At 54.9% G+C, this 22,004-nt stretch carries 18 protein-coding genes and 1 pseudogene; 10 read left to right on the forward strand and 9 right to left on the reverse strand.

Features of this window, described 5'->3' with window-relative positions; all coding sequences use genetic code 11:
• Positions 1 to 204 precede the first annotated feature (204 nt).
• Together F0155_RS20220 and F0155_RS20225 are read right to left on the reverse strand one after the other, a co-directional pair.
• Complete coding sequence (locus tag F0155_RS20220) at positions 205 to 636, reverse strand: cytochrome c (protein ID WP_150526383.1); 432 nt, start codon at positions 634 to 636, stop codon at positions 205 to 207.
• Positions 637 to 756: 120 nt separating this feature from the next.
• The gene (locus tag F0155_RS20225; RefSeq protein ID WP_150526384.1) at positions 757 to 1,359 is read right to left on the reverse strand and encodes a L,D-transpeptidase; all 603 of its coding nucleotides are present in this window, start codon (positions 1,357 to 1,359) and stop codon (positions 757 to 759) included.
• Positions 1,360 to 1,824: 465 nt separating this feature from the next.
• Between F0155_RS20225 and F0155_RS23475 the strand changes: the two genes are divergently transcribed.
• Positions 1,825 to 3,750 carry a hypothetical protein gene (locus F0155_RS23475; RefSeq protein ID WP_161599853.1) on the forward strand — a complete coding sequence of 642 codons (1,926 nt, stop codon included), beginning with the start codon at positions 1,825 to 1,827 and terminating at the stop codon, positions 3,748 to 3,750.
• Between the two features lie 78 nt (positions 3,751 to 3,828).
• Here F0155_RS23475 and F0155_RS20235 read toward each other — a convergent pair whose 3' ends face one another.
• Positions 3,829 to 4,671, reverse strand: a complete 843-nt coding sequence (locus F0155_RS20235) for an urea carboxylase-associated family protein (RefSeq protein WP_150526385.1) — start codon at positions 4,669 to 4,671, stop codon at positions 3,829 to 3,831.
• 106 nt (positions 4,672 to 4,777) lie between these two features.
• Positions 4,778 to 5,170 (reverse strand): hypothetical protein, encoded by a 393-nt coding sequence (locus tag F0155_RS20240; RefSeq protein ID WP_150526386.1) that lies wholly within the window; start codon positions 5,168 to 5,170, stop codon positions 4,778 to 4,780.
• A gap of 256 nt (positions 5,171 to 5,426) precedes the next feature.
• On the opposite strand from F0155_RS20240, the gene F0155_RS20245 reads away from it, so the two are divergent.
• A complete protein-coding gene (locus F0155_RS20245) occupies positions 5,427 to 6,017 on the forward strand; it encodes a LysE family translocator (protein WP_150526387.1) in 591 nt (196 codons plus the stop codon).
• A gap of 517 nt (positions 6,018 to 6,534) precedes the next feature.
• On the opposite strand, the gene F0155_RS20250 is transcribed toward F0155_RS20245, so the two are convergent.
• A complete protein-coding gene (locus F0155_RS20250; protein WP_150526388.1) occupies positions 6,535 to 8,172 on the reverse strand; it encodes a fumarate hydratase in 1,638 nt (545 codons plus the stop codon).
• A 302-nt stretch (positions 8,173 to 8,474) separates the two neighbouring features.
• Between F0155_RS20250 and F0155_RS20255 the strand changes: the two genes are divergently transcribed.
• Complete coding sequence (locus tag F0155_RS20255) at positions 8,475 to 9,023, forward strand: heme NO-binding domain-containing protein (protein WP_150526389.1); 549 nt, start codon at positions 8,475 to 8,477, stop codon at positions 9,021 to 9,023.
• 25 nt (positions 9,024 to 9,048) lie between these two features.
• Positions 9,049 to 10,605, forward strand: a complete 1,557-nt coding sequence (locus F0155_RS20260) for a putative bifunctional diguanylate cyclase/phosphodiesterase (RefSeq protein WP_150526390.1) — start codon at positions 9,049 to 9,051, stop codon at positions 10,603 to 10,605.
• A 104-nt stretch (positions 10,606 to 10,709) separates the two neighbouring features.
• Here the strand turns inward: F0155_RS20260 and F0155_RS20265 are convergent, their stop codons facing one another.
• The 4 genes from F0155_RS20265 to F0155_RS20280 all read right to left on the reverse strand — a co-directional run bounded on the left by F0155_RS20265 (position 10,710) and on the right by F0155_RS20280 (position 13,922).
• Positions 10,710 to 11,948: a vWA domain-containing protein gene (locus tag F0155_RS20265; RefSeq protein ID WP_150526391.1), complete on the reverse strand. Its 1,239-nt coding sequence runs from the start codon at positions 11,946 to 11,948 to the stop codon at positions 10,710 to 10,712.
• Between the two features lie 108 nt (positions 11,949 to 12,056).
• Positions 12,057 to 12,614: a YceI family protein gene (locus F0155_RS20270; protein ID WP_161599854.1), complete on the reverse strand. Its 558-nt coding sequence runs from the start codon at positions 12,612 to 12,614 to the stop codon at positions 12,057 to 12,059.
• 17 nt (positions 12,615 to 12,631) lie between these two features.
• On the reverse strand, positions 12,632 to 13,216 hold the full coding sequence (locus tag F0155_RS20275) for a cytochrome b (RefSeq protein ID WP_150526393.1): 585 nt from the start codon (positions 13,214 to 13,216) through the stop codon (positions 12,632 to 12,634).
• Positions 13,217 to 13,337: 121 nt separating this feature from the next.
• On the reverse strand, positions 13,338 to 13,922 hold the full coding sequence (locus F0155_RS20280) for a YceI family protein (RefSeq protein ID WP_150526394.1): 585 nt from the start codon (positions 13,920 to 13,922) through the stop codon (positions 13,338 to 13,340).
• Between the two features lie 293 nt (positions 13,923 to 14,215).
• Here F0155_RS20280 and F0155_RS20285 point away from each other — a divergent pair, with 293 nt between their 5' ends.
• The 6 genes and pseudogenes from F0155_RS20285 (at position 14,216) to F0155_RS20305 (ending at position 21,952) form a co-directional block, all read left to right on the forward strand.
• Complete coding sequence (locus tag F0155_RS20285; RefSeq protein WP_150526395.1) at positions 14,216 to 14,926, forward strand: glycerophosphodiester phosphodiesterase; 711 nt, start codon at positions 14,216 to 14,218, stop codon at positions 14,924 to 14,926.
• Positions 14,927 to 15,007: 81 nt separating this feature from the next.
• The gene (locus F0155_RS20290; protein ID WP_208999394.1) at positions 15,008 to 16,057 is read left to right on the forward strand and encodes a FecR family protein; all 1,050 of its coding nucleotides are present in this window, start codon (positions 15,008 to 15,010) and stop codon (positions 16,055 to 16,057) included.
• 368 nt (positions 16,058 to 16,425) lie between these two features.
• Positions 16,426 to 16,719: pseudogene (locus F0155_RS24170) on the forward strand (FecR domain-containing protein); the annotation flags it as partial.
• Positions 16,720 to 17,026: 307 nt separating this feature from the next.
• Complete coding sequence (locus tag F0155_RS23960) at positions 17,027 to 17,449, forward strand: hypothetical protein (RefSeq protein ID WP_244303557.1); 423 nt, start codon at positions 17,027 to 17,029, stop codon at positions 17,447 to 17,449.
• Positions 17,450 to 17,760: 311 nt separating this feature from the next.
• Positions 17,761 to 19,032, forward strand: coding sequence for a FecR domain-containing protein (locus F0155_RS20300; protein WP_150526396.1), 1,272 nt, complete (start codon positions 17,761 to 17,763; stop codon positions 19,030 to 19,032).
• A 55-nt stretch (positions 19,033 to 19,087) separates the two neighbouring features.
• Positions 19,088 to 21,952: an EAL domain-containing protein gene (locus F0155_RS20305; protein ID WP_150526397.1), complete on the forward strand. Its 2,865-nt coding sequence runs from the start codon at positions 19,088 to 19,090 to the stop codon at positions 21,950 to 21,952.
• Positions 21,953 to 22,004: the final 52 nt, after the last annotated feature.

Consider the following 22,004-nt stretch of genomic DNA (forward strand, 5'->3'; position numbering starts at 1 on the left):
TCTGATCCTCCGTTTCCTAACTATAGGGGCGGACCAATTCAAAGGGGGAGGATCATGAGTTTGGCGCCGAATCTGCTTAGTGCAGCTGAGTCAGTAAGGTGAGATTATGGGTTAGCTGACTTTGAAAGTGATGTCCGAAATCGCGAAAAAGATTAATAATTTCAATCGTTAGGTTGCATAATTTGAGAGGGTGATTCAAGGGTGCTATTTCCGCCCGAGATCCACAGCCATCTGGTCCACATAAGCCAGAATTGCCTCGACCTCGTCATGGGTCAGAATAACTTCCTTGATCGTGCTGGGCAGATCGTCAGGGCGTTCATTGTCACCTTCAAGGCGCATGTGGGCCGGGTGAGGGTTTCGGGCCATGAAGGTCGCAAATCTGTCTTCCCAGTCTTCCAGAACCTCGATCATGATCTTGAACGACGGGGAGGAGGCTATTCCCGCAAAGCGGTCCTTTGCAACAATATGGCAACGGGAGCAATGTTGCTGGGAGAGGACCAATCCTTGCCGTGTGAGCTCGCTTTCGGCAGTCGCACTGTGCGGAAGGAAAAGAATGGCACAAAGCGTTGATGCAACAAGTGCCGGCCGGGCACTGCGTTGAAACGCCGTTCTAGGTATGCCGACTGTTTCCATCATGAAGTCTCTTGGCTCGCGTCATTGGCATGATGCCTCTGACCAACCCGCTCCTGCAAGATGGAAAGGATGCAAAAAAGGCCGGCTGAATAGCCGACCTTTTTGATTGTAATGCCCTGCGGGTCAGCGCTTGACGATAATCTTCGACCCGACAGTGACGTTGTCATAGAGATGCGTAACATCATCATTTGCAAGGCGAATGCAGCCTGAGGACACGGCACTGCCGATGGTCCAGGGCTGATTGGTGCCGTGAATACGATACAGCGTGCTGCCGATATACATGGCGCGCGCACCCAGCGGATTGTTTGGGCCGCCCTTCATGTGGGCAGGCAGGATACGACCCTTGGCACGTTCGCGCGCGATCATCTGCGGCGGCGGCGTCCAATCCGGCCACTCGGCCTTGCGCGTGATGCGATTGGTGCCAGCCCACTGGAAGCCTTCCTTGCCAACGCCAACGCCGTATTTCATGGCCTTGCCATTCGGGCGAACGTGATAGAGGCGGCGCTCGGACGTGTCGATGATGATGGTGCCCGGAGCGTGTGGGCCGTCATATTTGACCATCTGACGCTTGATTGGCGACTTGCCGCTCGGGTTTCCATGCTGCGGGCCGTAAGAGACCCAAGTACGAGTGTTCGGATCGAAGAACTGGCTTCCAGCCTGCGCAAATGCGGTGCTGGCTGAAAAAGTAACCAGGGCTGCGGCCAGTGCCGCATAAAAAAATCTCATTACGTCCCCCAAGATGACAATTCTGATTAAGGAGCCCGCCAAGGTTCATAGGTATGTGTACCTACTAACCCAGAGTTATCCAAAATGACTAGAGAAACATTGACCATATGAGTAAATTTTTTCTCTTTCCCGGTCGTTGGCCGATGTCAGGTGCTTCCCATCAGGAATTGTAGAATCGGTCGCCCTCCCGCCACAAGTCTTAATGAAAAATGCCGATAAACCCAATCAAACGCTCAGTTTTGTGCTTGTTTGCATCGGTACTACGTAGAGATCTCCGCAATCACTCCAAATTGTGAAGAAAGGCTTGAAAAGTTAGGTTGTCTCCAACGTGAACATTTCCATCCATTGGATGCTGATCATTCTGGAGTGTACAAGATGATTTGCCGAGTTCCTCCTCAACAGCCGAAGCCGAATGGTCCAGGCGGAAACACTGGCGGTAAATTCAACACCGTCCTGAACAACACCATGAACCAGCAGCCGCAGGCTGGTGGTCAGCAGAGCGCTTTTGTCATGGCACAGGGCGGCGGTGGCGGCGCTAGCGCGTTTGTCAATGCGCAGACCGGCCTCAGAGATGCAGGACATGCGGCTTCCCAGTTCGCTTCCTTCGGTGGCGGTGCTGCCCAGGGCGCTGCCTATCAGGCTCCTGCAACAAGCCCGTTTGTCATGGCCATGAACGGCGCAGGTGCTCCGGCCCAGACGACCCTTCCGGTCAGTGCATTCGTGAACAGCTTCGGTGGTGCCGGCGGCACCGGTAACGCAAATGGCCAGAGCGCCTTTGTTGTAATGATGAATGGTGGTGGTCAGCAGCAGGCTGGCGGCGCGGTAAACGATTTCGTTACGGCGTTCAACGGCGGCGGCAACAACAATGGTGCAAGCGCCTTTGTTACCGGCATGAACCAGAAAGTTCCAGCAAACGGCAACAACGGTGGCTGGACGCTGGTCAATAACAACGGCGTTTGGGAACTGGTGCAGCTCGGCGGTAACAACGGCGGCGGCAAAGGCGGCGTCGGTGGTAATACCGGTGCAGGTGGCAACACGGGCGTTGGCGGCAACAATGGTGGCGGCCAGCTGACCAATGCGTCCCTCACCAAGATTGCCAACCTGATCAACAACGCAACCGGCGGCAACATCAAGCTGGTCAACGCAAATGGCGCTGATACCCGCGAAGGCGGCAGCCGTATCTTCGTACAGGACGGCAAGATCCAGAGCGTCATGATCTGGGGCAAGCCTGCGCTTTCCCAGAAGTTGACTGAAAAACTGCAGGGCCTGCCGGTTTACACCGCAGACAACATCCCGGCTGACGACACTCCGCTTGGCCTCGTGCACAATGGTGGCTTCGGGAACTATGGTTCCGTAGGTGTTGTCGGAAACGCCGCAGGGGGTCCCGGCCCGAACCCAGGCCCTGGCCCGAATCCTGGTCCTGGTCCGAACCCAGGTCCTGGCCCCGGCCCGAATCCTGGCCCTGGCCCGAACCCAGGCCCTGGCCCGAATCCTGGTCCTGGTCCGAACCCAGGTCCTGGCCCCGGCCCGAATCCTGGCCCTGGCCCGAACCCAGGCCCTGGCCCGAATCCTGGTCCTGGTCCGAACCCAGGTCCTGGCCCCGGCCCGAATCCTGGCCCTGGCCCGAACCCCGGTCCGAACCCAGGCAACATTGCCGAGAAATACGATGACCTGCTTCAGGCTGCGATGGTTGACAATGCCATGGCCTTCCAGAACGGCGCATGGGAGTTCCTCGGTGAAGGTGGTCTTTCCAAGGTAAAGGGTGAAAGCCCCTTCTGGGAAAACAAGAACGGCGTGATGGTCGTCAAGCAGGGCGTAAAGGCCAGCGACGCGATCCAGGACCTCTGGGACAACCCGCAGCGTTACGCCATGGAGTGTGCGTCCGCAGTTGTGACCGTGGCCGTAAAAGCCCGCCTTGATGTTCTTGGCGCAGATGACTTCGACGCCATGTATCAGTCTGTCGGTGGTCTTTCCATCAGCGGCTGGCACGGCTCGGGCATGAAGCCGACCGATTTCGCCTTTGCTGCTCCGGGTTCCGTGACAGTTGGCGGTGGCACTTCGGTTGAAGGTGACCGTGCTCCGTTCAACCCGAACACGGACAAGCTGGAAGTCGGTAACGTCTACTACTTCGACAAGGCCGGTGACGTGACCACGGCCAACCAGGGCTGGAACGTGATCTACATGGGCCAGACTGCTGACGGACAGCACCTGTTCTGGACCCAGTTCGGCACGGAAAAGGTCGATCTGGTGATTGACGACAACGGCGTGATGATCTCGGGTGCGAACCGTGACTCCTTCGACGGTCACTACCTGAGCAAGGGCTATCAGGCTCCCAACGGTGCCCTGTTCCAGGGATATGACCGGGACCGCTCAGCGCTCGCTAACGCGTAACCAAGCCATAAAGACGTGTCCAACAAACTTAAAACCCCGGCAAACTGCCGGGGTTTTTTATTGCCGCCGCAGCCTTGATCAGCGGCCGTGGGTTCGGTCATAGCTGTTGAGCGGGGGAGAGGACCAGCCCTGGAGGCTGCCCTCGGCCGGTTTCCAGACTTCCATCAGCATCGGGTGACAGGCGGCGGTATCGCTGGAATGCTCGCTGCCGCAATCTCCGCCCGGACAGGCGCTCATCACTGCCAGAAGATCGATTTCGGCAAAGAGTTCGAGATAGTCGCCGGGGCGCACCGGACTGGCCTTCATGAAATATTGTCCGGTATCCCGGGTGAAGCCCGTGCACATGAAGACGTTGAGCACGTCGTGAACGAGTGGCTCTGCTTCCTGAAGCGACAGACCGCGGGCATCGGAAAGCGCGCGGGTGAGATTGGAATGGCAGCAATGATGATAATCTGTGCCGCCGAGAACCTTGCCGGTGTAAGGATCACAGCGCGTGCCAATCACGTCATGAACCGATCCGCCGAATTCGTCGATTCCGTACCAGCCGAGCGTATCGTTGGAAACCGTGGCCATTGGACGGAGATACGGGAAGCACGACCACAGCTGGTCGCCGGTGGTGACATGGGTGCCGTGCAGGGCTCGTGTCTTGCCGGAAAAGAACCGCTCAGTGAGGTTGGCGCTGTTGAAGAGGTTGAGGTCGCCAACCTGCGGACCGTCGATGCAGCTGATTTTCAGGAAATGGCCAGCTGGTACATCGATGGATGCTGCCTCTCGTGGAGAAACAATAATTTCGCTGACCTTGGTCGCGGTTCTGGCCGCGTCCTGATACAGGCTGAGGGAGGGTTTTGGCAGCGTATCCGTGGGGTAGCAGATAACCGGTTTTATTGCGCGGCGCGCAGCTGCATCACGTGGCTCTGCCATGATTACTCCCGTCGTCGTTCCTCTCTTACCTGAATAGGCGCAGGTAATCGGTCCGGCAAGGGAATTTGCGCAGCGTTATATTTCGATGACGAAAGCAGGAAGGCTGTCAGTCGTCGAACCAGTCGACCGGCGCGAAAATCTGTCCGAGAACGGGTTTTGTCGCGGGCTTGGCGGGCGCTTCGCCTTGCTTGGGAGCGGCCTTGATGACCGGCTTCTGATCGATGAAGGCCACACCGCAGGTCTTGCCGTCTTCCCAGCGCTTTTCGCAGGTAACGGGCAGGGCGTCTTCGTCCAGCTGAAGTTCGAAGTGGCGTGGCAGCAGCTGAAACTGCTCGAACAGCAGCTTGGCCCCTTCGGTCGAAACGTTCTGGACATGAACGGGAATGGCGATGGTCCGGTTTTGCAGCAACACCTTACCCTCACGCTGAACGCTCAAACGCCGTTCGCGATGGATATAGGAGCTGTCTACCAGCTTGCGGGATTCGTTAGAATCAGACACGTGCCATCCAACTCATTACATGAGGAACTTGTGACCTTACGGTACACAAAAGTCCTTTAAAACTCTTAAAGTTCATTGAATAAAAGGTGCCAGAACACGTCCGAACTTCTCGCGAGTAGGGTGTTTTGACTGTATTTGGGTTAGGGTAACCCAGAAGTAGCACGTAATGAGTGTTCTTTTTGCTAATGCAGGTCGGGAGTTGGATGCGCCTTGGGGGAGGTGTTGACCGCTTCGCGTCACTCGCTTACGAAAAGTCATGCTTACATTTGCATCGGCGGTTTTCTTCCTCATCATCACTCCGGGCCCCGGAGTTCTCTCCGTTGCCGGGGTTGGCTCTGCCTTCGGCTTCAGGGCAGGGGCACGCTATATCGCGGGCCTCTTCATCGGCACGAATCTGGTTGCCCTTGCCGTGGTCTTCGGGCTGGCGACCATCCTGCTCGCTAACGAAAAACTCCGGCTGATCCTGTTGGTGCTTTCGGTCGGGTATCTGGTCTATCTGGCGTCGAGGATTGCCTTTGCCGGATCAAAAATCGCCTTCAAGGCGGCCGACACCGCGCCGGGCATTCGCTCCGGCATTTTCCTGCAGATCGTCAATCCCAAGGCCTATGCGGTCAACACGGCGCTTTTGACAGGCTTTGCCTTCTGGCCGGATAGTCTTGTGGTCGAGACCGCGCTGAAATTCGCGATCATGAACACCATCTGGTTGCCGATCCACTTCGCATGGCTCTATCTGGGCATGACCCTGCACAAGATGAACCTCGCCCCCCACATCCAGCGCCGCGTCAACATCGCCATGGCGCTTTCCATGCTGATTGTTGTGGTATTGGCGCTTCTGGCACCGAAGTGAATGCTCATTCAAGTGAGGTTGCGTGTTTGGTGCTGCTCTTTCCAGTTGGTCCTCCCGGCCAAGAATCGCGCGAGCCGGGATCGGGGAACTCTGGACCTCAAGATTTTTGCTTTCAAGCGAGATCCGGGCTCGCCGATCCCGCATCAAGTGCGGGATGACGATGGAGAGGTGAAGTGCATTTTTCCGCCGTCCCGGCCTTGAGCCGGGATCTTTGAACGGACTGAAAAGGCCCCGGACCGGTGTCCGGGGCGGCGCCGAGAGCGAGCTGATCCGCTTGTGTCATTACTCTCTGGTGTCCTCCCGGCCAAGCATCACGCGAGCCGGGATCGGGGAACCTGTGCCCCAAGACGCGTGCTTCCAAGCAAGGTCCGGGCTCGCCGATCCCGCATCAAGTGCGGGATGACGATGGAGAGGTGATGTGCGTTTTTCTGCCGTCCCGGCCTTGAGCCGGGACCTTTGAACGGACTGAAAAAGGCCCCGGATCGGTGTCCGGGGCGGCAATTGCGGGGAACCGGGCTTAGCCCAGGTTCAGTTCCTTGAAGAAGTCGTTGCCCTTGTCGTCGATGACGATGAAGGCGGGGAAGTCTTCGACTTCGATGCGCCAGACGGCTTCCATGCCGAGTTCTTCGAACTCCACCACTTCCACCTTCTTGATGCAGTCCTGGGCAAGGCGGGCAGCCGGGCCGCCGATGGAGCCGAGGTAGAAGCCGCCATGGGCCTGACAGGCGCGGCGGACTTGAGCCGAGCGATTGCCCTTGGCCAGCATGACCATGGAGCCGCCTGCTGCCTGGAACTGGTCCACATAGGCATCCATGCGGCCTGCCGTGGTCGGGCCGAAGGAGCCGGAGGGCATGCCTTCCGGTGTTTTGGCAGGGCCTGCGTAGTAGATCGGGTGGTTCTTGAAATAGTCGGGCAGGGGCTCGCCGCTTTCCAGCCGGTCGCGCAGCTTGGAATGGGCAAGGTCACGCGCCACGATCAGCGGGCCGGTCAGGGACAGGCGGGTCTTGATCGGGTGCCTTGTCAACTCGCCGAGGATTTCCGACATCGGACGGGTCAGGTCGACCTTGACCACATTGTCGGAGAGATTGTCGTCGGTGATTTCCGGAAGGTATTTTTCCGGGTGCATTTCCAGCTGCTCAAGGAAGATGCCATCCTTGGTGATCTTGCCGACGGCCTGACGGTCAGCAGAGCAAGACACGGCAAGGCCGATCGGCAGGGATGCGCCGTGGCGCGGCAGGCGGATGACGCGCACATCGTGGCAGAAATACTTGCCGCCGAACTGCGCCCCGACACCGGTGGCCTGCGTAAGCTTGAGGATCTCTTCTTCCATTGCCAGATCGCGGAAGGCGTGACCTGCCTCCGATCCTTGCGTTGGAATGGTGTCGAGATAACGGGCTGAGGCGAGCTTTGCGGTCTTGAGATTGGACTCAGCCGAGGTGCCGCCAATCACGATGGCAAGGTGATAGGGCGGGCAGGCTGCCGTTCCGAGCGTCAGGATCTTTTCCTTCAGGAACTCGATCATGCGATCATGGGTCAGGAGCGACGGGGTGCCCTGAAACAGGAAGGTCTTGTTCGCGGATCCGCCACCCTTTGCCATGAACAGGAACTTGTAGGCATCATCACCCTCGGCATAGAGCTCGATCTGCGCCGGCATGTTGTTCTTGGTGTTCTTCTCCTCGAACATGGAGATCGGCGCGAGCTGCGAATAGCGCAGGTTCTTCTTGAAATAGGCATCGCGCGCGCCTTCGCCGAGGGCAGATTCATCCGAGCCGTCAGTCCAGACCCGGCGGCCCTTCTTGCCCATGATGATGGCAGTGCCCGTGTCCTGACACATCGGCAGGACGCCGTGGGAGGCAATGTTGGCGTTTTTCAATAGGTCGAAGGCGACGAACTTGTCGTTTTCGGTGGCTTCCGGATCATTCAGGATCTTCTGCAGCTGCTCCAGATGCCCGGGGCGCAAAAAGTGGTTGATGTCCTTGAAGGCTTCTTCGGCCAGCAGGCGCAGGCCCTCCGGTTCCACTACCAGAACCTCTTCGCCGTTGAAGTCGGCGGTACGAACATGATCTGAAGTCAGCTTGCGATAGGGCGTCTTGTCTTCACCGTGAGGGAAAAGCGCGCTGTGCTGATAGAGGGGCGGCGTATCGGATGCGGTCATCTGGAAAACCTTTTTCGCAAACTGGCAGACTGCTTTTTCCCGGTTTCCCCCTGAGGCAGACCGGGTTGCTTATGTCAGTGTTGTTTATAGGAATTCTGCAAAAAGGGTAGGGGCAAGCTCTATGCAGTTTGTCGAATGCGCCGTGTTTCAACACCTGCAGTCCGCGTCAGTTTGCGTGAGTATTTATCTCTCATGGCAAATATACAATCGTAAGAAGTAACAATCATTACTACCTACTAATGATTAAGTAATGCCTGCTAATATGCTCGCATAAGGTGTGTGTGGTGCTGCGGGAGTTTACAATGAAGGGTGTTGTTTTCACGGAATTCATCGATCATGCCGAGGCTGCATTTGGGGAAGATGTCGTAGATGATGTCATCGAGGAAGCGGACCTGCCCAGCGGCGGCGCCTACACGTCGGTGGGAACCTATGACTTTCAGGAAATGGTCGCCCTTGTCACCGGCTTGTCGAAGGCAACAAGCGTTCCGGCCTCCGATTTGATCCACGGTTTCGGGGTGCATCTGGGCGGGTCGTTTCAGGACAAGTTTCAGATGTTTTTCGAGCAGCAAGACGACCTGTTCGACTTTCTGGACAGTGTGGAGAAGCACATTCATATCGAGGTGCAGAAACTCTATCCGGACGCGGAGTTGCCGAGCCTCAAGATGGTCGACCGGGCGGGGGACACCGCGACACTGCGCTATCGGAGCATGCGCTGCCTGGAGCAGCTTGCCTGCGGGTTGATCGAGGCATCGGCCGGTTATTTCAAGGTGCCTATCGAGATTACCCTCTCCCGAGGAGAGGATTCTGGTGGCCAGTATTCGGACATCATCATCAAAAAGGCGGCGGCCTAGGCTTTACGAACCAAAGAAGGGACTGATGGAACAGGAACTGGCGGATTTGGTATCAGCGGTATCGAGGCTCGAGCGCAAGGTGCGCCGCGAGCGCGAGGCGCGTTTGACTGCCGAAACCGTGCTGGAAGGCAAGAGCCGAGAACTGTTTGAGGCCAACCAAAGCCTGATCAAGCTCAACCAGACACTGGAACATCGCATTCAGGAGCGGACGAAAGCTCTTGATGAAGAGCGCAGGCGTGCCATTCATCTCGCCGAAAGCGACTACCTGACCGGGCTGGCCAACAGGCTCTGCTTCTCGCGGCGTCTGAAGAAGCTGGTCAAGGAAGCAAAGGCGGAAGAAACGCATTTTGCGCTTTTGCTGCTGGATCTTGATGGCTTCAAGAAGCTCAATGACACCTATGGTCATGCCGCTGGCGATGCGACGCTGAAAATCGTTGCCGATCGTCTCTACAGTTCCTTGCGGGAGAACGATCTGGCGGCAAGGTTGGGCGGTGATGAGTTTGCGGTCCTGCTGGTCGGGGATGACAGCGCCGAGAGGGTCGAGGGCTTCTGCAAGAAATTGCAGGATATCATGGCGCTTCCGTTCAAGATCGGTGCGCATTTCCTTGAATGCTTCACGTCCATCGGCTACGCGCTTTGTCCGCAAGATTCCTGTGATTTTGACGAAATTCAAGTGTGTGCCGATCTCGCGCTTTATCAGGCAAAGGACGCAGGAAAGGGCTGCTCTATTGCCTTCGAACAGCATATGGCGGCGGCCTATCGCCTGCGTGTTGCTATTGGCGGCGAGCTGGAGCGGGACCTCGCCAAGGGGGCAATCTCGGTCCACCTTCAGCCGATTGTGTCTCTTCAGGCAGACAGGGCGAACGGGTGTGAAGCTCTCTTGCGCTGGTGCCATGAGGAGCACGGGCCTATTTCTCCGCTCGACACGTTGACGGCCGCAGCTGAACGAGGGCTGCATGGCGAGCTGACGTGTCGGATTATCGAACGCAGCCTGAAGACCGTTGCCTCGGCACTACGCGAGGGCACTCTCGACTGGATTTCGATCAATCTTGCCGAGCGGGATCTTTCAGACAGCCATCTGCCGGAATTCGTGATGAACATGGTTGCCGAGCTCGGTATCGACCCTCGCAAGGTTCGTTTCGAGGTGACGGAATCTGCCATCATCAGCGACCCGGTCGCAGCAAGGGAACTGATGCTGGAGCTAAATGCGCATGGCATAGAGTTCCTTCTCGATGACTTTGGTACAGGTTATTCCAATCTCCAGATTCTGAACCAGTTGCCCTTCAAGGCGCTGAAGATAGACAAGTCCTTTGTCGCAGACATCGCAACGTCCACGGATAAGCTCACAATGGTCCGCGCCATGATTGATCTGGCGCATGCCTTGCGGCTGTACGTGGTTGCCGAAGGGGTGGAAACCGAGACCCAGCGCCGTCTTCTCAAATCGTTGAGCTGCGATTATCTGCAGGGCTTCTTGCCTGGTCGCCCTTCGGAAACCGTTCCGCTTACGGTTCCCGATGTCAGTCCGGTTCGCATGATTTCCAGAAAATTCACTGCCGAAAAGTCGGTTATCAGCCAAAAGTAAACCCGCCGCATCGGTGACGATGGGCAGGTTTTCTCATTCGGAGTGCTATCCCAATCTCAGATGGCAGGTTCTCATCTGCTGAGGTTGGTTTTGCAGCCTGCTAATCAGCTGGACAGGTAGACCGACTTCAGAATGTTTTCGAAAAGATCCTTGAACGCTTTATCGATTTCGGCAGCAGAGTTCGCTCTGTAGAAATACTCTTCTCCCGTCGCGCACCCTTTCATCGAACTGGTCGAATCTTTTAGGTAATGTCTATTGTCTGGTTCCACCAACATTGTGTGTACCGTTCTCGCTTCATTTTTTTTGAAGTCATCGCACCATTTGGGATTGAAGCTGTTGTTGTACCGCCGCCAACCCGGCGTGGAGTTAAAGATGTGCGTGGTTCTGCCGCTTTTTACGTTTAAAACGTTTGTCGCGTCAGAGATAATGATGATGTGTTGTTTCACATCAGACTTCGGCTTCAAGGTTTGCAGAACACCGCTAAAATCTCGGAAAACTCCGTGGATGTTTGTTCCGCCGCCGCGGAGAAATTCACGGTGAATGGAGATATTTTCGGCATGCCGCTTGAATATCGAGATGTCTTCATTCAGACCCGTTTGAATGTGCAAATGGTTGGAAAAACTGTAGAGTGCGGTTTTCAAATCCACGTCAGTGCCATCTTCCAATTGGGTCACCAGTGATTTTAGAGAGTTCTTCACAACATCAATTCGAAGTTGTGCACCTGCCGCTTTTGCGCGGCTAACAGTGCTATACCAAGGCTCATGGCAGGCAAATTGGCATCCAATCGCTCTTTGCATGATCTGGCGGTCACTTGTGCTTGCGCCAATCCCCATGGAAGGGGACACGTCAACAAGGAAGATGAACTCGTATTTGCCGTCGCCGAATGCGATTTTTGCCTCAGCTGCTACCTTAAAGGGTATATTTTTGAACCCGATCGCCTGTGTCATAAAGGACTCGTGGTTACCCTCCAGATGCGCCCAGGTTTTCACGCCCTTCTGATCTGCATCAGTGAACTGCATTTGAATTTTGCTTGATGTAATCGACCCGTCCGCAAGTTGTTGCCTACCATCGATATACTGTTGGGCAGCGGCTTTCGCCATTTTCATGGAACTTGCCTTTGAGTTTCCTTCTTCGACTTTGTTTTTGTAATAATTTATTGCATAGAGAACGGCTTCGTCGGCAATCAATTGGGCCTTGTCTTTCTTGTTGTAGACGAAAGAAAGATCTATCCCTATGGAAATTAACGCAATTAGCAGGAAAAAGAGAAGGCCAAACATAATTGCAACTACCCCTTTTTCATCTTTTCGGAGTAATTGAACTTGCGCTTTTGGAGAACGTTTCATCACGAGATCCTCATTTGTGTGAGGTCACCCTACGTGAAGATATGTAAAAAAAACTGTAACCAACGTGAGAACTATCAAAGGAAGGGCAGTTAGTTTTGGCCAACGTTACTATTTCGTTGATGCGGAAATATACCCGGTTACTGATATATTGTTTTCTACATAGCCCACGCCAACCCCGTTCCCTATATCGAAGTCCAACCTTGCCAGGGATGTACTCATTTTGGCGGTTGCGCTCTTTCCATTCTCATTGAGGTCAAAAACAAGGACAATATCCTTTTGAACCCCTCTGAGTGTGAGGGTGCCTTCCACCTGATAGGAGTTTTCAGACAGGGCCTGAACAGTTTTCGAACGAAATTCTGCTGCGGGGAAGATGGCGACGTCAAGCCATTGAGGCGTGGGTAGCATTCCATCGACTTGTGCATTGCCGGTACTCATCGAGCCGGTGTCAATGGTGGCGGATATCTTGGCGTTTTCGGGAGACCCGGAATCAAAGTCGATAGCCGCTGACCAGTTGGCGATTTTGCCCTTGAGGGTGCTATCTCCCTGAACAACCTCGAATTCCAATTGACTTTTTGCATAGTCGACCACCCATTCTGCAGCGATTGCGGGTCCGTTACCCAGGGTCAGTGTTGTTGCAGTGATTGAAATGGCAAGAAGTCTAAACATGACGCCTCCTGAATTCCTCATTTTGACGATCGCGCAGGACCAGTTGATATCATTCGGCGGAGTGTGGTGTCGCGCAGGATAAAGTGGTGTTTGAGAGCGGCAGCTACATGCCCGATCAGGAGCAAGACCGTAAACCACGCCATATATTCGTGCAGGGACTGGAAGAGCGTCTCCACGGTGTCCCGATTGCCTGTCCAGTCGGAAACCGGAAAATGCGGAACATGTATCGTGTTGAACACGACGGTGGGAATGCCCCAGGGAGAAGCGGAGACCATGATCCACCCGGTCAGCGGCAAGGCAAACAAAGCAGCGTAGAGACCTGCATGACCCAAATGAGCCAGAGTCCTTTCCCAGTTCTTCATTCCGTCCGGCAATCGGGGTGAGGGGTTGATGCTCCGCCATACCAGTCGAAGGAGCGCCAGGCCAAGAATGACAAAACCGAACGACTTATGGAGCTGGTAGAGCTCGAAGGTTTCAGGAGCACTTGGCGGCAGATCATGCATGTATATGCCAAGGCCCAGCGTTCCGACCATGAGGAGAGCCATGACCCAGTGGAAGCCAATCGATATCCAGCCATAGCCGGATTTGGTATTACGAAACATGGCCAATCCCTCTACTGATGCACCGTGGACAAGGTAAACTGGAAAATCCCGGCGAATTAGCCTTTTGCATCAGGCTGTCGGCGAATACATGCAAACGGTATCCGCCGACTGCTAAGAAGCGTCAGTTGGCGGCGTCTGCCTTGAGTGTTTCAGAGTGAAAGACGATTGAAATCTCGTCACCCACGTAGGGAACATAGGTGCTCATGCCGAAATCCGACCTTTTGATTGTCGTGGACACCTTGAAACCATATGCGGGCTTCTTGGCCATTGGGTGTTCGCCTTGGCCAACAACATCAACGACGATAGTCGCATGTTTTGTAATGTCGCGGATAGTCAGATCGCCCGTGACGGAAAGCTGACGGTCTCCCACCTTTTCAACGGATGTGCTTTTGAAAGTCGCCTTAGGGAAATTGGCCACATCAAAGAAGTCGGGGCTTTTGAGGTGAGCGTCACGCTTGCCCCAGAATGTGTCGAGGCTATCGATATTCACCGTAAATTCGATTGAAGAATTTGCAGGTGTTGCCTCGTCAATAAGAAGTGTCCCGTCCCAGTCATCAAAACGGCCATCGGTTGTCGAGAAGCCAAGATGGTTGTAGGAGAAGGCAAGATTGGAGTGGGATTTGTCGAAAGTATAGGCGACCGGTTCGGCGGCGGCAGAGCCTGCCAGAAGTGTCATTGCAATCGCTGTCACTGCGAAACGTTTCATAATCCATCCTCTCAAGGAAATCTGTTTGGAGCGTTTGTAGGCGCTGACAGAACCTACTTAATAGCAAATTTCGATGATGCAATTTGACTGACCGTTCACGATGGGTGGACAATTCCGGTGCTTGACGGAACCAGCGCCGCGCAGCGACCCTTAAACAAGCGGTTATCTCTTTGCCGGATAACACATTCTGGCTCTGAAACCTGCATCATCAGTCTGGTTCATTGTCGGCAATTTCTATCCTGGTTTGACGTAGATGCAGGAAGTCAAAATTTGCTATTTCAGGTACTCACATTATGAGAAATGCGAAGGTAGTCTGTCATCGCGGTGCCTGTTTGACGGCGCCGGAAAACACGATCGCCGCCCTGGACGGAGCGGTGGCTCTTTGCGCCGACGTGATCGAGTTCGATGTTCGGCAAAGCGCCGACGGGGTCTTGTATGTATTTCACGATGAGACTTTGGAACGGACAAGCAACGGCTCCGTGCGATTTGCTGAAACCCACTCATCAGTGATCGACACGCTGGATGCCGGTAGCTGGTTTGATCCCCGATATGCCGGCGAGAGAATTCCGCGTCTCGATGTCTTCCTCAAAGCCTGCTCCGGCCGCATAGCTACATATGCCGAAATAAAGGACGCGGATCCGGTTTTAGTTCGGGACATGCTGCAGGCGGAAGGGCTCCTTGAAACTGCGTGGACCTTTTCCTTCGATCCGGACATACGCAAGGCGACGCGAGTCCGGACCCCTGATTTCAGACGCATGGTTCTGTTTGAGCATGTTGGCAGTGTTCGCGCGGCAGTTGCGGAAGGGGCTGCCATCCTTGAGTTCCACGAAGGAGATCTGACTCCCGATTTGGTGCAGGAAGCGAAAGCCGCACAACTGATCACTCAGCTCTTTTATGATGGCGAAGAGGAGCGCGTTTTTTCAAAGGCGGTCAAACTGGGAATTGATCAGATGAACATTGATCATGTCGACAAATTTCGAGCAGTTGAAGCGAATTTCTACTGACCTGTTAATGGCATGCAGGCGAGTCTCTGCGCCGCGTTTTATTCATTGTTAAAAGTTCTTACGTAAGGTTACCCGAGGCGAGTGCTGCCGAATACTATCTCAGGGTGTCCGCGTTCGATGAGTAAAATTCCTGGTTGTCTTACCTGTATTTCGGCTCGATCTGTTGTTTATCGTGCGGTATTCACTGCGCTACTGTTTGCCTTGGTGAGTTCAGCTACCTTGCTTGCCGGATCCGATGCGGCCTATTCCAGTGAATGGGTTGTCAAGCGCGTCTTCGGTAAAGTGTATCTTGTTGCGCCGGGTGTGCAGGCGTTTCGGGCAAAGCCTGGAATGAAAATTGAGCCGGGTTACACCGTCGCAACAAAGGCGCGATCCAAAGCGCTTATCATGCGCGGCGAAGAATCTATATTTGTCGGCCCTGATACGAAATTTGCACTTTCGAAGTATCGTAGTACGGAAGTCAACACCACGTTGTTGCAGGAAACCGGTCACCTGCAGGTCGATGTAAAAAAACGTGCTCAGCCTCATTTCAGGGTCGAAACTCCGTTCCTTGCAGCGATCGTCAAGGGCACCAAGTTTGATGTACGGGTGAACAAAACATCCGCTCGTGTAGATGTCGTTCGCGGCCTGGTTCAGGTCAGCGACAATCTGTCTGGCGACCATGCCAATGTCGGGGCCGGTGAAAGTGCTGCGTCAGAGCCAAACAGGGCGTCCGGGCTGATGGTTGGTGGCGCGACTCCTCCGGCAGTCGTCGCCGGTCCCAAGAAAGCACCCGTATTCCAGACACAAGCCGCTCTCCCCCAGCCAAAAACCGCACCTGCAGCAACTCGGTCAAATTCCCTGCGTGGATCGCTGCTTGGTGGCGATCTCCTCTCGGCACGAAACAGCTACGAACATGGCAACAGTAACGGTGGAGACTCAAGCAGCAGCCGGAATTCCAACGCGGAGAGAGAGGCTCGATCGGGCAATTCCAATTCCTCACGTGGCAGCAGCGGCGGACAAGGGGAAGGTGGAAATCGCGGAAATGGTTCTTCTTCCGGCGGTAACTCCGGGAATAACAGCGGCGATGATGATGGCGATGACGACGACGATGACGATGACGACGATGACGACGATGATGACGACGACTGATCAATCTGGATGGAGTTGAGAAGCAGAGAGGCTCCATTCTTCCAGATTTTAGGTCAAGAGTTCGGGCTTTGATCCGGTCTTATGTGTTTTTTAAATCTAGTTACGTAAGGGAAATGAAGGGGGTTGCCCCCAGGCGCGCCAAAGGGGGCGGGACTATGAAATATGCTATGGCTGACTCTAAGTTATCAGCGTCCCGCGCTCCAATTTGCTTGTCTGCAAGCAAGATATGCCTGACGGCAGCATTGGTCATTGCCTTGCTTTTGTCAGGTGCTGCAACTGCTCTTGCAAACGATTGGGTTGTGAAGCGGGTCTTTGGAAAGGTCTACCTCGTTGCCCCTGGAGTTCAGGCATTTCTGGCCAAGCCCGGGATGCGTATCGAACCAGGCTATACCGTCGCCACGAAGGCTGGCGCGAAAGCGTTGATCATGCGCGGCGAAGAGTCGATTTTTGTGGGGCCTGACACGCGTTTTGCGCTTTCCAAATACCGCAGCACGTCGATCAATACGACACTCTTGCAAGCCTCCGGTCATTTGCAAATCGACGTCCAACGCCGGGCAAAACCACATTTCAAGGTGGAGACACCGTTTCTTGCTGCGATTGTAAAGGGGACAAAATTCGACGTTCGTGTCTCCGACCGTTCTGCTCGAGTTGATGTCTCGCGCGGTCTCGTTGAGGTTAGCGATCATTCCTCCGGAGATAGGGCCAATGTGGGTGCAGGAGAAAGCGCAGCCTCGGAACCTTCGCGATCGGTCGGTCTGCAGGTGGGGGGGAACACAACTCCAGCCGTCACTCAGGGGCCGCGAAGTGCACCCGTTTTCGAAGCTCCTGCATTGCCAGGAGCCCCTCAAGCTGCTCCTGAGGTGTCAAGCCCAACGCAAGGTGGCGGCAGGTCCGCAAGAGACCGGTTCTTCTCCGAGGAGCAGTTCTCGCCTGATCGCGGTCGCGACAGAAAGCGCGAAGATGGGCGCAATGAAAAGCGTGATGACGGGCGCGACAAGAAGGGGCGAGAAAGCCGGACTTCTTCGCGCGGGAATGAAAGCTTCGACCAAGACAACCGGGCTGATAACCGCGGTAAAGGTGGCGGCCGGGACCGTGCGGGGGATGATCGTGATAGCCGCGCTGAAAGTCGTGGTGATAGAAACGAAAGTCGAGGGAATGATCGTGGCGAGAGTCGGGATCACGGTGGCGGCCGCAATGAAAGCGATGGGGGCCGTGGCGGCAAGAATGATGACGGCGGAAAGAAAAACGACTCCCGCAATGATGATCGAGGGGGGGGCAAGAGCCAGGATGGCCGCGATGGTGGACGTGGCAAGGACCGCGAAGACCGTGGACGGGACGGTGAGGGGCGTGGAAAGAAAGGTGGTCGGGATAAAGGTGATAGAGACTAAATAGGAAGCGCTGGCTTTGCTTTCGTTGTTTCCCTACGCGCCTACAGGAATGCTACGAAGATTATATGGATCGAGGGATTTTGAACATGGAGCGATTGTATTTATCAGTGCGAGTTCACTACTTTTTAACTACGTGAATTGATATTCTACAGCAACAATTTTGCAAAATAAGCAGAGAAATTTGTCTCTAAATTTACAGATACCCCGGAGTTTATAAGGCCGGTTTCAATCCTTGTTAAAAATTCTGACGTAAAGTGAGTTGCAAGGCGGGTTGTGTAGTGCCTGCGATTTCAGTTTTTACGTCAGGTGTTCGTGATGTTTGTATCGAGTTCCACGAAAAATTTCGTCAGGGTCAGTGTGGCTTCGCGCGATGTGAAGCACTCAGGCTTCTTCTGCAAATTCTATTTGCCGATCGCGATGCTCGTCTGGATCATGCTGGCGGGCGGGCCTGTGTTGGCTGCTGACTGGGTAGTCAAGCGTGCGACAGGCAAAGTCTATCTGGTTGCGCCCGGCGTCGAAGCCTTTCGAGCAAAGTCCGGAATGGTGCTGCAGCCGGGAATGACCGTCGCAACGAAGGATCGGGCAAAGGCACTCATCGCCCGAGGTGAAGAAACGATCTTCGTTGGCCCAAATACGAAGGTTGCCCTTTCGAAGTATCGCAGTTCTGAAGTCAAGACCACGCTTTTACAGACGTCCGGTCTGGTGGAAGTCGACGTAAAAAAGCGGGCTCAGCCACACTTTACGGTGGAAACGCCTTACATGGCGGCTGTCGTCAAAGGCACCAAGTTCACCGTACGGGTTGGATCGTCAACTGCGCGTGTCGCCGTCGAGCGTGGTCTTGTTCAGGTTGACGATTTTGCTTCAGGTGACCGTGCAAATGTTGGTGCGGGGCAAAGCGCATCCACCAATCCTTCCAGAAACGTAGGTCTGCAGGTTGATGGTGCCACAAAGCCGCAGGTGGTGCGTGGGCAGCCCAAGGCGCCTGTATTCCAGACGCCGCCGGTTGCAAATGTCCCCCAGGCAATTCCGGGAACGTCACGCCAACGCGGCAATTCCGCGAAAAACAATGGCGGCGTTCTTGAAAGCCTGTTCGGTGGAGCACAGCAATCACAAAAATCAAACAACGGCCGCGGAAATGGTAACGGCAATGCTGGCGGCAACGGTAAAGGCAACGGCGGTGGCAGCGCTAACAGCAATGCCGGTGGCAACGGAAACGGTGGCGGCAATGGCAACAGCAATGCCGGTGGGAACGGCAACGGCGGCGGCAAGGGCAACAGCAATGCTGGCGGGAACGGCAACGGCAATGGCAACAGCAATGCCGGTGGCAATGGGAACGGCAACGGCGGCGGCAATGGCAACAGCAATGCCGGCGGCAACGGGAACGGCGGCGGCAATGGCTACAGCAATGCCGGCGGCAACGGGAACGGGAACGGCGGCGGCAATGGCAACAGCAATGCCGGCGGCAACGGGAACGGCAACGGCGGCGGCAATGGCAACAGCAATGCTGGCGGCAATGGGAACGGAAACGGCGGCGGTAACGGGAACGGTGGCGGCAATGGGAACGGCAAAGGCAACGGCAAAAAATAGGCCTTGAGCCAAGAACCTGAGTTAGTCCCGCCATTGACCTGGAAGGCGTAGAACCTTGTCGATCAGTAAATATGCCAAAGCCATTTGGGAACTGTCTTCGGAAAGATCTGTCCGACGAATACTAAAGGCATTTCTGGCTTTTGGGTTGCTTCTTCTGATTGTTGGTTCAATTCAATCGGCAGGTGGACTTGACCCGATTTTTCGCATCTCGCTTGAGGGAAGGTATTCCCTTGATCCCAAGGAGCCCTCCGGAGAGATCGTTGTCGTAGAAATTGATGCCCGAAGCCTGTCCGAGGTGGGGGTTTGGCCATGGCCACGCGGTCTTCATGCCCAGCTGGTCGATAATCTGATGGAACTGGGTGCTGAACAGATTGTCTTTGACGTCGATTTCAGCACGAGGTCTTCGCCCGAGCAGGATCAGGCATTCGCCGATGCCCTCGAGCGGTCCGAAGGTGCCGTTTCACTCGCGATGTTTGGTCAGAAAGCTGCTTTTTCCTCCGAGCAGGAGAACACCCGCATCGTCAATCGCCCCCTGGACATGTTTACCGAGCATGCTTGGCCGGGCGTCGTAAGCGTACCGCTCTCCACTGATGGCATGATCTGGCAGGGGTTATATGGGGACAGTCTTGACGGCGTACCTGAGCCGTCACTTTCGACTATCATGTCGGGTACTGAATCCAGGACAAACGGTTCGCTGTGGATCGACTATTCAATCGATCCCCGTTTGCTGAAAAAAGTATCCTTTGTTGATGTCATAAAGGGTCGGGCCAGCGCGGAGCAGTTTCAAGGCAAGACCGTTATTGTATGCGCGACTGCACAAGAGCTGCGTGATCTCTTTTCCGTTCCTCTCTATGGTCTTCTGCCTGGAGGTATCATTCAGGTTCTGGCAGCGGAATCCATTTTGCAGGACAGGGCACTTCAGGTGTCTTGGGCGGCGGAAATCCTGGTTCTCGCGGCTCTTTTGGTCCTTCCGCTGGTTCTGCTTGATCGTCTCAACTGGATGATCCGGATCTCTGCAATGGCCGGACTTGCGGTGCTCGTAGAAATTGGTGCCTATGCACTTCAAAGGACCGCCCCGGTTATTCCGGATACAAGCGCAGCACATGTTTTCGTAGGTCTAGCGGCGATTTACGTTTTGACCCGCCAGATCAGCTTTCAGAAAATCCTGGCGATCATCTCACAAAGACGGGCCGAAAACACAGAGCAGATGTTGAAGCAGGTCTTTGACGACAGCTTTGATGCAATCATTCTGGTTGACCCGGATCTGGCTGTCAGAATGGCAAGTCACAAGGCCTCTGCCGTCTTCGATCAGCCGTTCCAGGAGGGAAGCCATGCTTCTGTCTGTCTGCCAGCGGCTATCGTTGAAGAAGTGGAGACTGCACTTGCAGCAGATAGCTCCGCTTATTCCAGTTTGCGAAAGACTGTCCGGCATAAGACGCCCGAGGGCCGTGAGCGGTATATTGAATATGTCGTGACGACTACAAGCCAGGTCAAGGAGACCGGTAAGGCTTACACGGATGGAGATGCATCCTATCTCGCATGCGTCACCTGCCGTGACATTACCACAGAGAGAGAGGCCCGTGAGCGCCTCGCTTATCTGGCGCGTCATGACCCGCTCACTGGTCTTTTGAACCGAAATGCATTCGAGATGGATTGCGACGTCCGTCTTGAAACAGCGGATCCTGAAGACCGATATTGCGTGATCTGCCTCGTTGTAGACGAACTTGATGCCGTGAAGGCTTCTCTTGGTCTGGCCTACTCGGATGAGCTTCTGAAATTTGTGGCGGCGGATATACGCAGATGCATTGGTGACGATGCCTATGCCGGCGTTCTGCATGACGACTCGTTTGCGGTCTTCATGTCTTTGTCTCCGGAAACAGGCTGTGCTGATGGTTGGGTGTCGCGGCTCCGTGACGGGATTTCCGAGGAGTTTCAGCTTGATGGCAACCGTGTGCCGCTGACCGTCAGTGTTGGGTATGCGGTGACTGGCACCTTGGAATCCGAGTATGAAGCTGCCAGTGATCTTATTCGCCAGGCCGCCAACGCTTTGTCGAAGGCGAAACTTGACATGCGCTCTGCGAAGGTTCGCTTTGAGCTGCACATGGAAAAGAGCCTGATCCGGCGCCGTGAACTGGAAATTGAACTCTATCGGGCTCTGGAGCGCGATGAGCTGAGTGTCTTCTATCAGCCGCAGGTCGGTTTCGATCACAAGAACCTTTTGGGTGTCGAGGCCTTGGTGCGGTGGAACCACGCAGAACTTGGCCCGATTTCTCCCGGTGAGTTCATTCCGATCGCCGAAGAAAGTGGCATGATCCTGGATATTGGCGAATGGGTTCTGAACAGGGCGACGAGCGATCTTGTCGGCCTCGGCAATGACTTGCTTCTGTCAGTGAACGTATCGCCGCTACAATTTGCGCAAAAAGGATTCTACGACGTTGTTAAAAGATGCCTTGATACGACGAAGTTCCCGTCCGAACGTTTGAAGCTCGAAATCACCGAATCCATGTTTGTCGGCAAGACGGATGATCTCCAGATGCGAATTGACGGCATCAGGGAACTGGGATGCCAGTTTGCGCTGGATGACTTTGGAACGGGATATTCCGGTCTATCACAACTGAGCTGGTTCCCGTTCTCCTGGATCAAGATCGATCGTGCGTTTGTCGATGACATGGAAACTTCCAAGTCTCACTACGCCTTGGTCAGGACAATTGTCGATCTGGCTGCCGCCTTTGAGCTCAAGGTGGTTGCCGAGGGTGTCGAGACGGAAGCGCAGCACTTGTTGCTTCGTGAACTTGGTTGTGATCTCGGGCAGGGCTATCTTTATGGCAGGCCCATGGACCTTGCTTCATTCTGCAAGAACTACAATCTGGCTCGGCCCGAGGCAGCGACCCTTGAACTGAAATCGGTGGCGTCGCGCTAAGCACTTCAATTGCAGGGAAAACAAAAAAGGTTCGCCGAAGAGCCCCGGCGAA

Origin of the sequence: Roseibium sediminis (genome assembly GCF_008711325.1) — a bacterium.
GTDB classification, from domain to species: Bacteria; Pseudomonadota; Alphaproteobacteria; order Rhizobiales; family Stappiaceae; genus Roseibium; species Roseibium sediminis.

Excerpts from the sequence above, each read along its gene's own strand:
- F0155_RS20260 (WP_150526390.1), top strand. The coding sequence starts at position 9,049 with ATGGAACAGGAACTGGCGGATTTGGTATCAGCGGTATCGAGGCTCGAG.
- F0155_RS20300 (WP_150526396.1), top strand. The coding sequence starts at position 17,761 with ATGTTTGTATCGAGTTCCACGAAAAATTTCGTCAGGGTCAGTGTGGCT.
- F0155_RS20245 (WP_150526387.1), top strand. The coding sequence starts at position 5,427 with ATGCTTACATTTGCATCGGCGGTTTTCTTCCTCATCATCACTCCGGGC.
- F0155_RS20280 (WP_150526394.1), bottom strand. The coding sequence starts at position 13,922 with ATGAAACGTTTCGCAGTGACAGCGATTGCAATGACACTTCTGGCAGGC.
- F0155_RS20225 (WP_150526384.1), bottom strand. The coding sequence starts at position 1,359 with ATGAGATTTTTTTATGCGGCACTGGCCGCAGCCCTGGTTACTTTTTCA.
- F0155_RS20235 (WP_150526385.1), bottom strand. The coding sequence starts at position 4,671 with ATGGCAGAGCCACGTGATGCAGCTGCGCGCCGCGCAATAAAACCGGTT.
- F0155_RS23475 (WP_161599853.1), top strand. The coding sequence starts at position 1,825 with ATGAACCAGCAGCCGCAGGCTGGTGGTCAGCAGAGCGCTTTTGTCATG.
- F0155_RS20265 (WP_150526391.1), bottom strand. The coding sequence starts at position 11,948 with ATGAAACGTTCTCCAAAAGCGCAAGTTCAATTACTCCGAAAAGATGAA.
- F0155_RS23960 (WP_244303557.1), top strand. The coding sequence starts at position 17,027 with ATGAAAAGCGTGATGACGGGCGCGACAAGAAGGGGCGAGAAAGCCGGA.
- F0155_RS20255 (WP_150526389.1), top strand. The coding sequence starts at position 8,475 with ATGAAGGGTGTTGTTTTCACGGAATTCATCGATCATGCCGAGGCTGCA.
- F0155_RS20275 (WP_150526393.1), bottom strand. The coding sequence starts at position 13,216 with ATGTTTCGTAATACCAAATCCGGCTATGGCTGGATATCGATTGGCTTC.
- F0155_RS20220 (WP_150526383.1), bottom strand. The coding sequence starts at position 636 with ATGATGGAAACAGTCGGCATACCTAGAACGGCGTTTCAACGCAGTGCC.
- F0155_RS20270 (WP_161599854.1), bottom strand. The coding sequence starts at position 12,614 with ATGTTTAGACTTCTTGCCATTTCAATCACTGCAACAACACTGACCCTG.
- F0155_RS20285 (WP_150526395.1), top strand. The coding sequence starts at position 14,216 with ATGAGAAATGCGAAGGTAGTCTGTCATCGCGGTGCCTGTTTGACGGCG.
- F0155_RS20250 (WP_150526388.1), bottom strand. The coding sequence starts at position 8,172 with ATGACCGCATCCGATACGCCGCCCCTCTATCAGCACAGCGCGCTTTTC.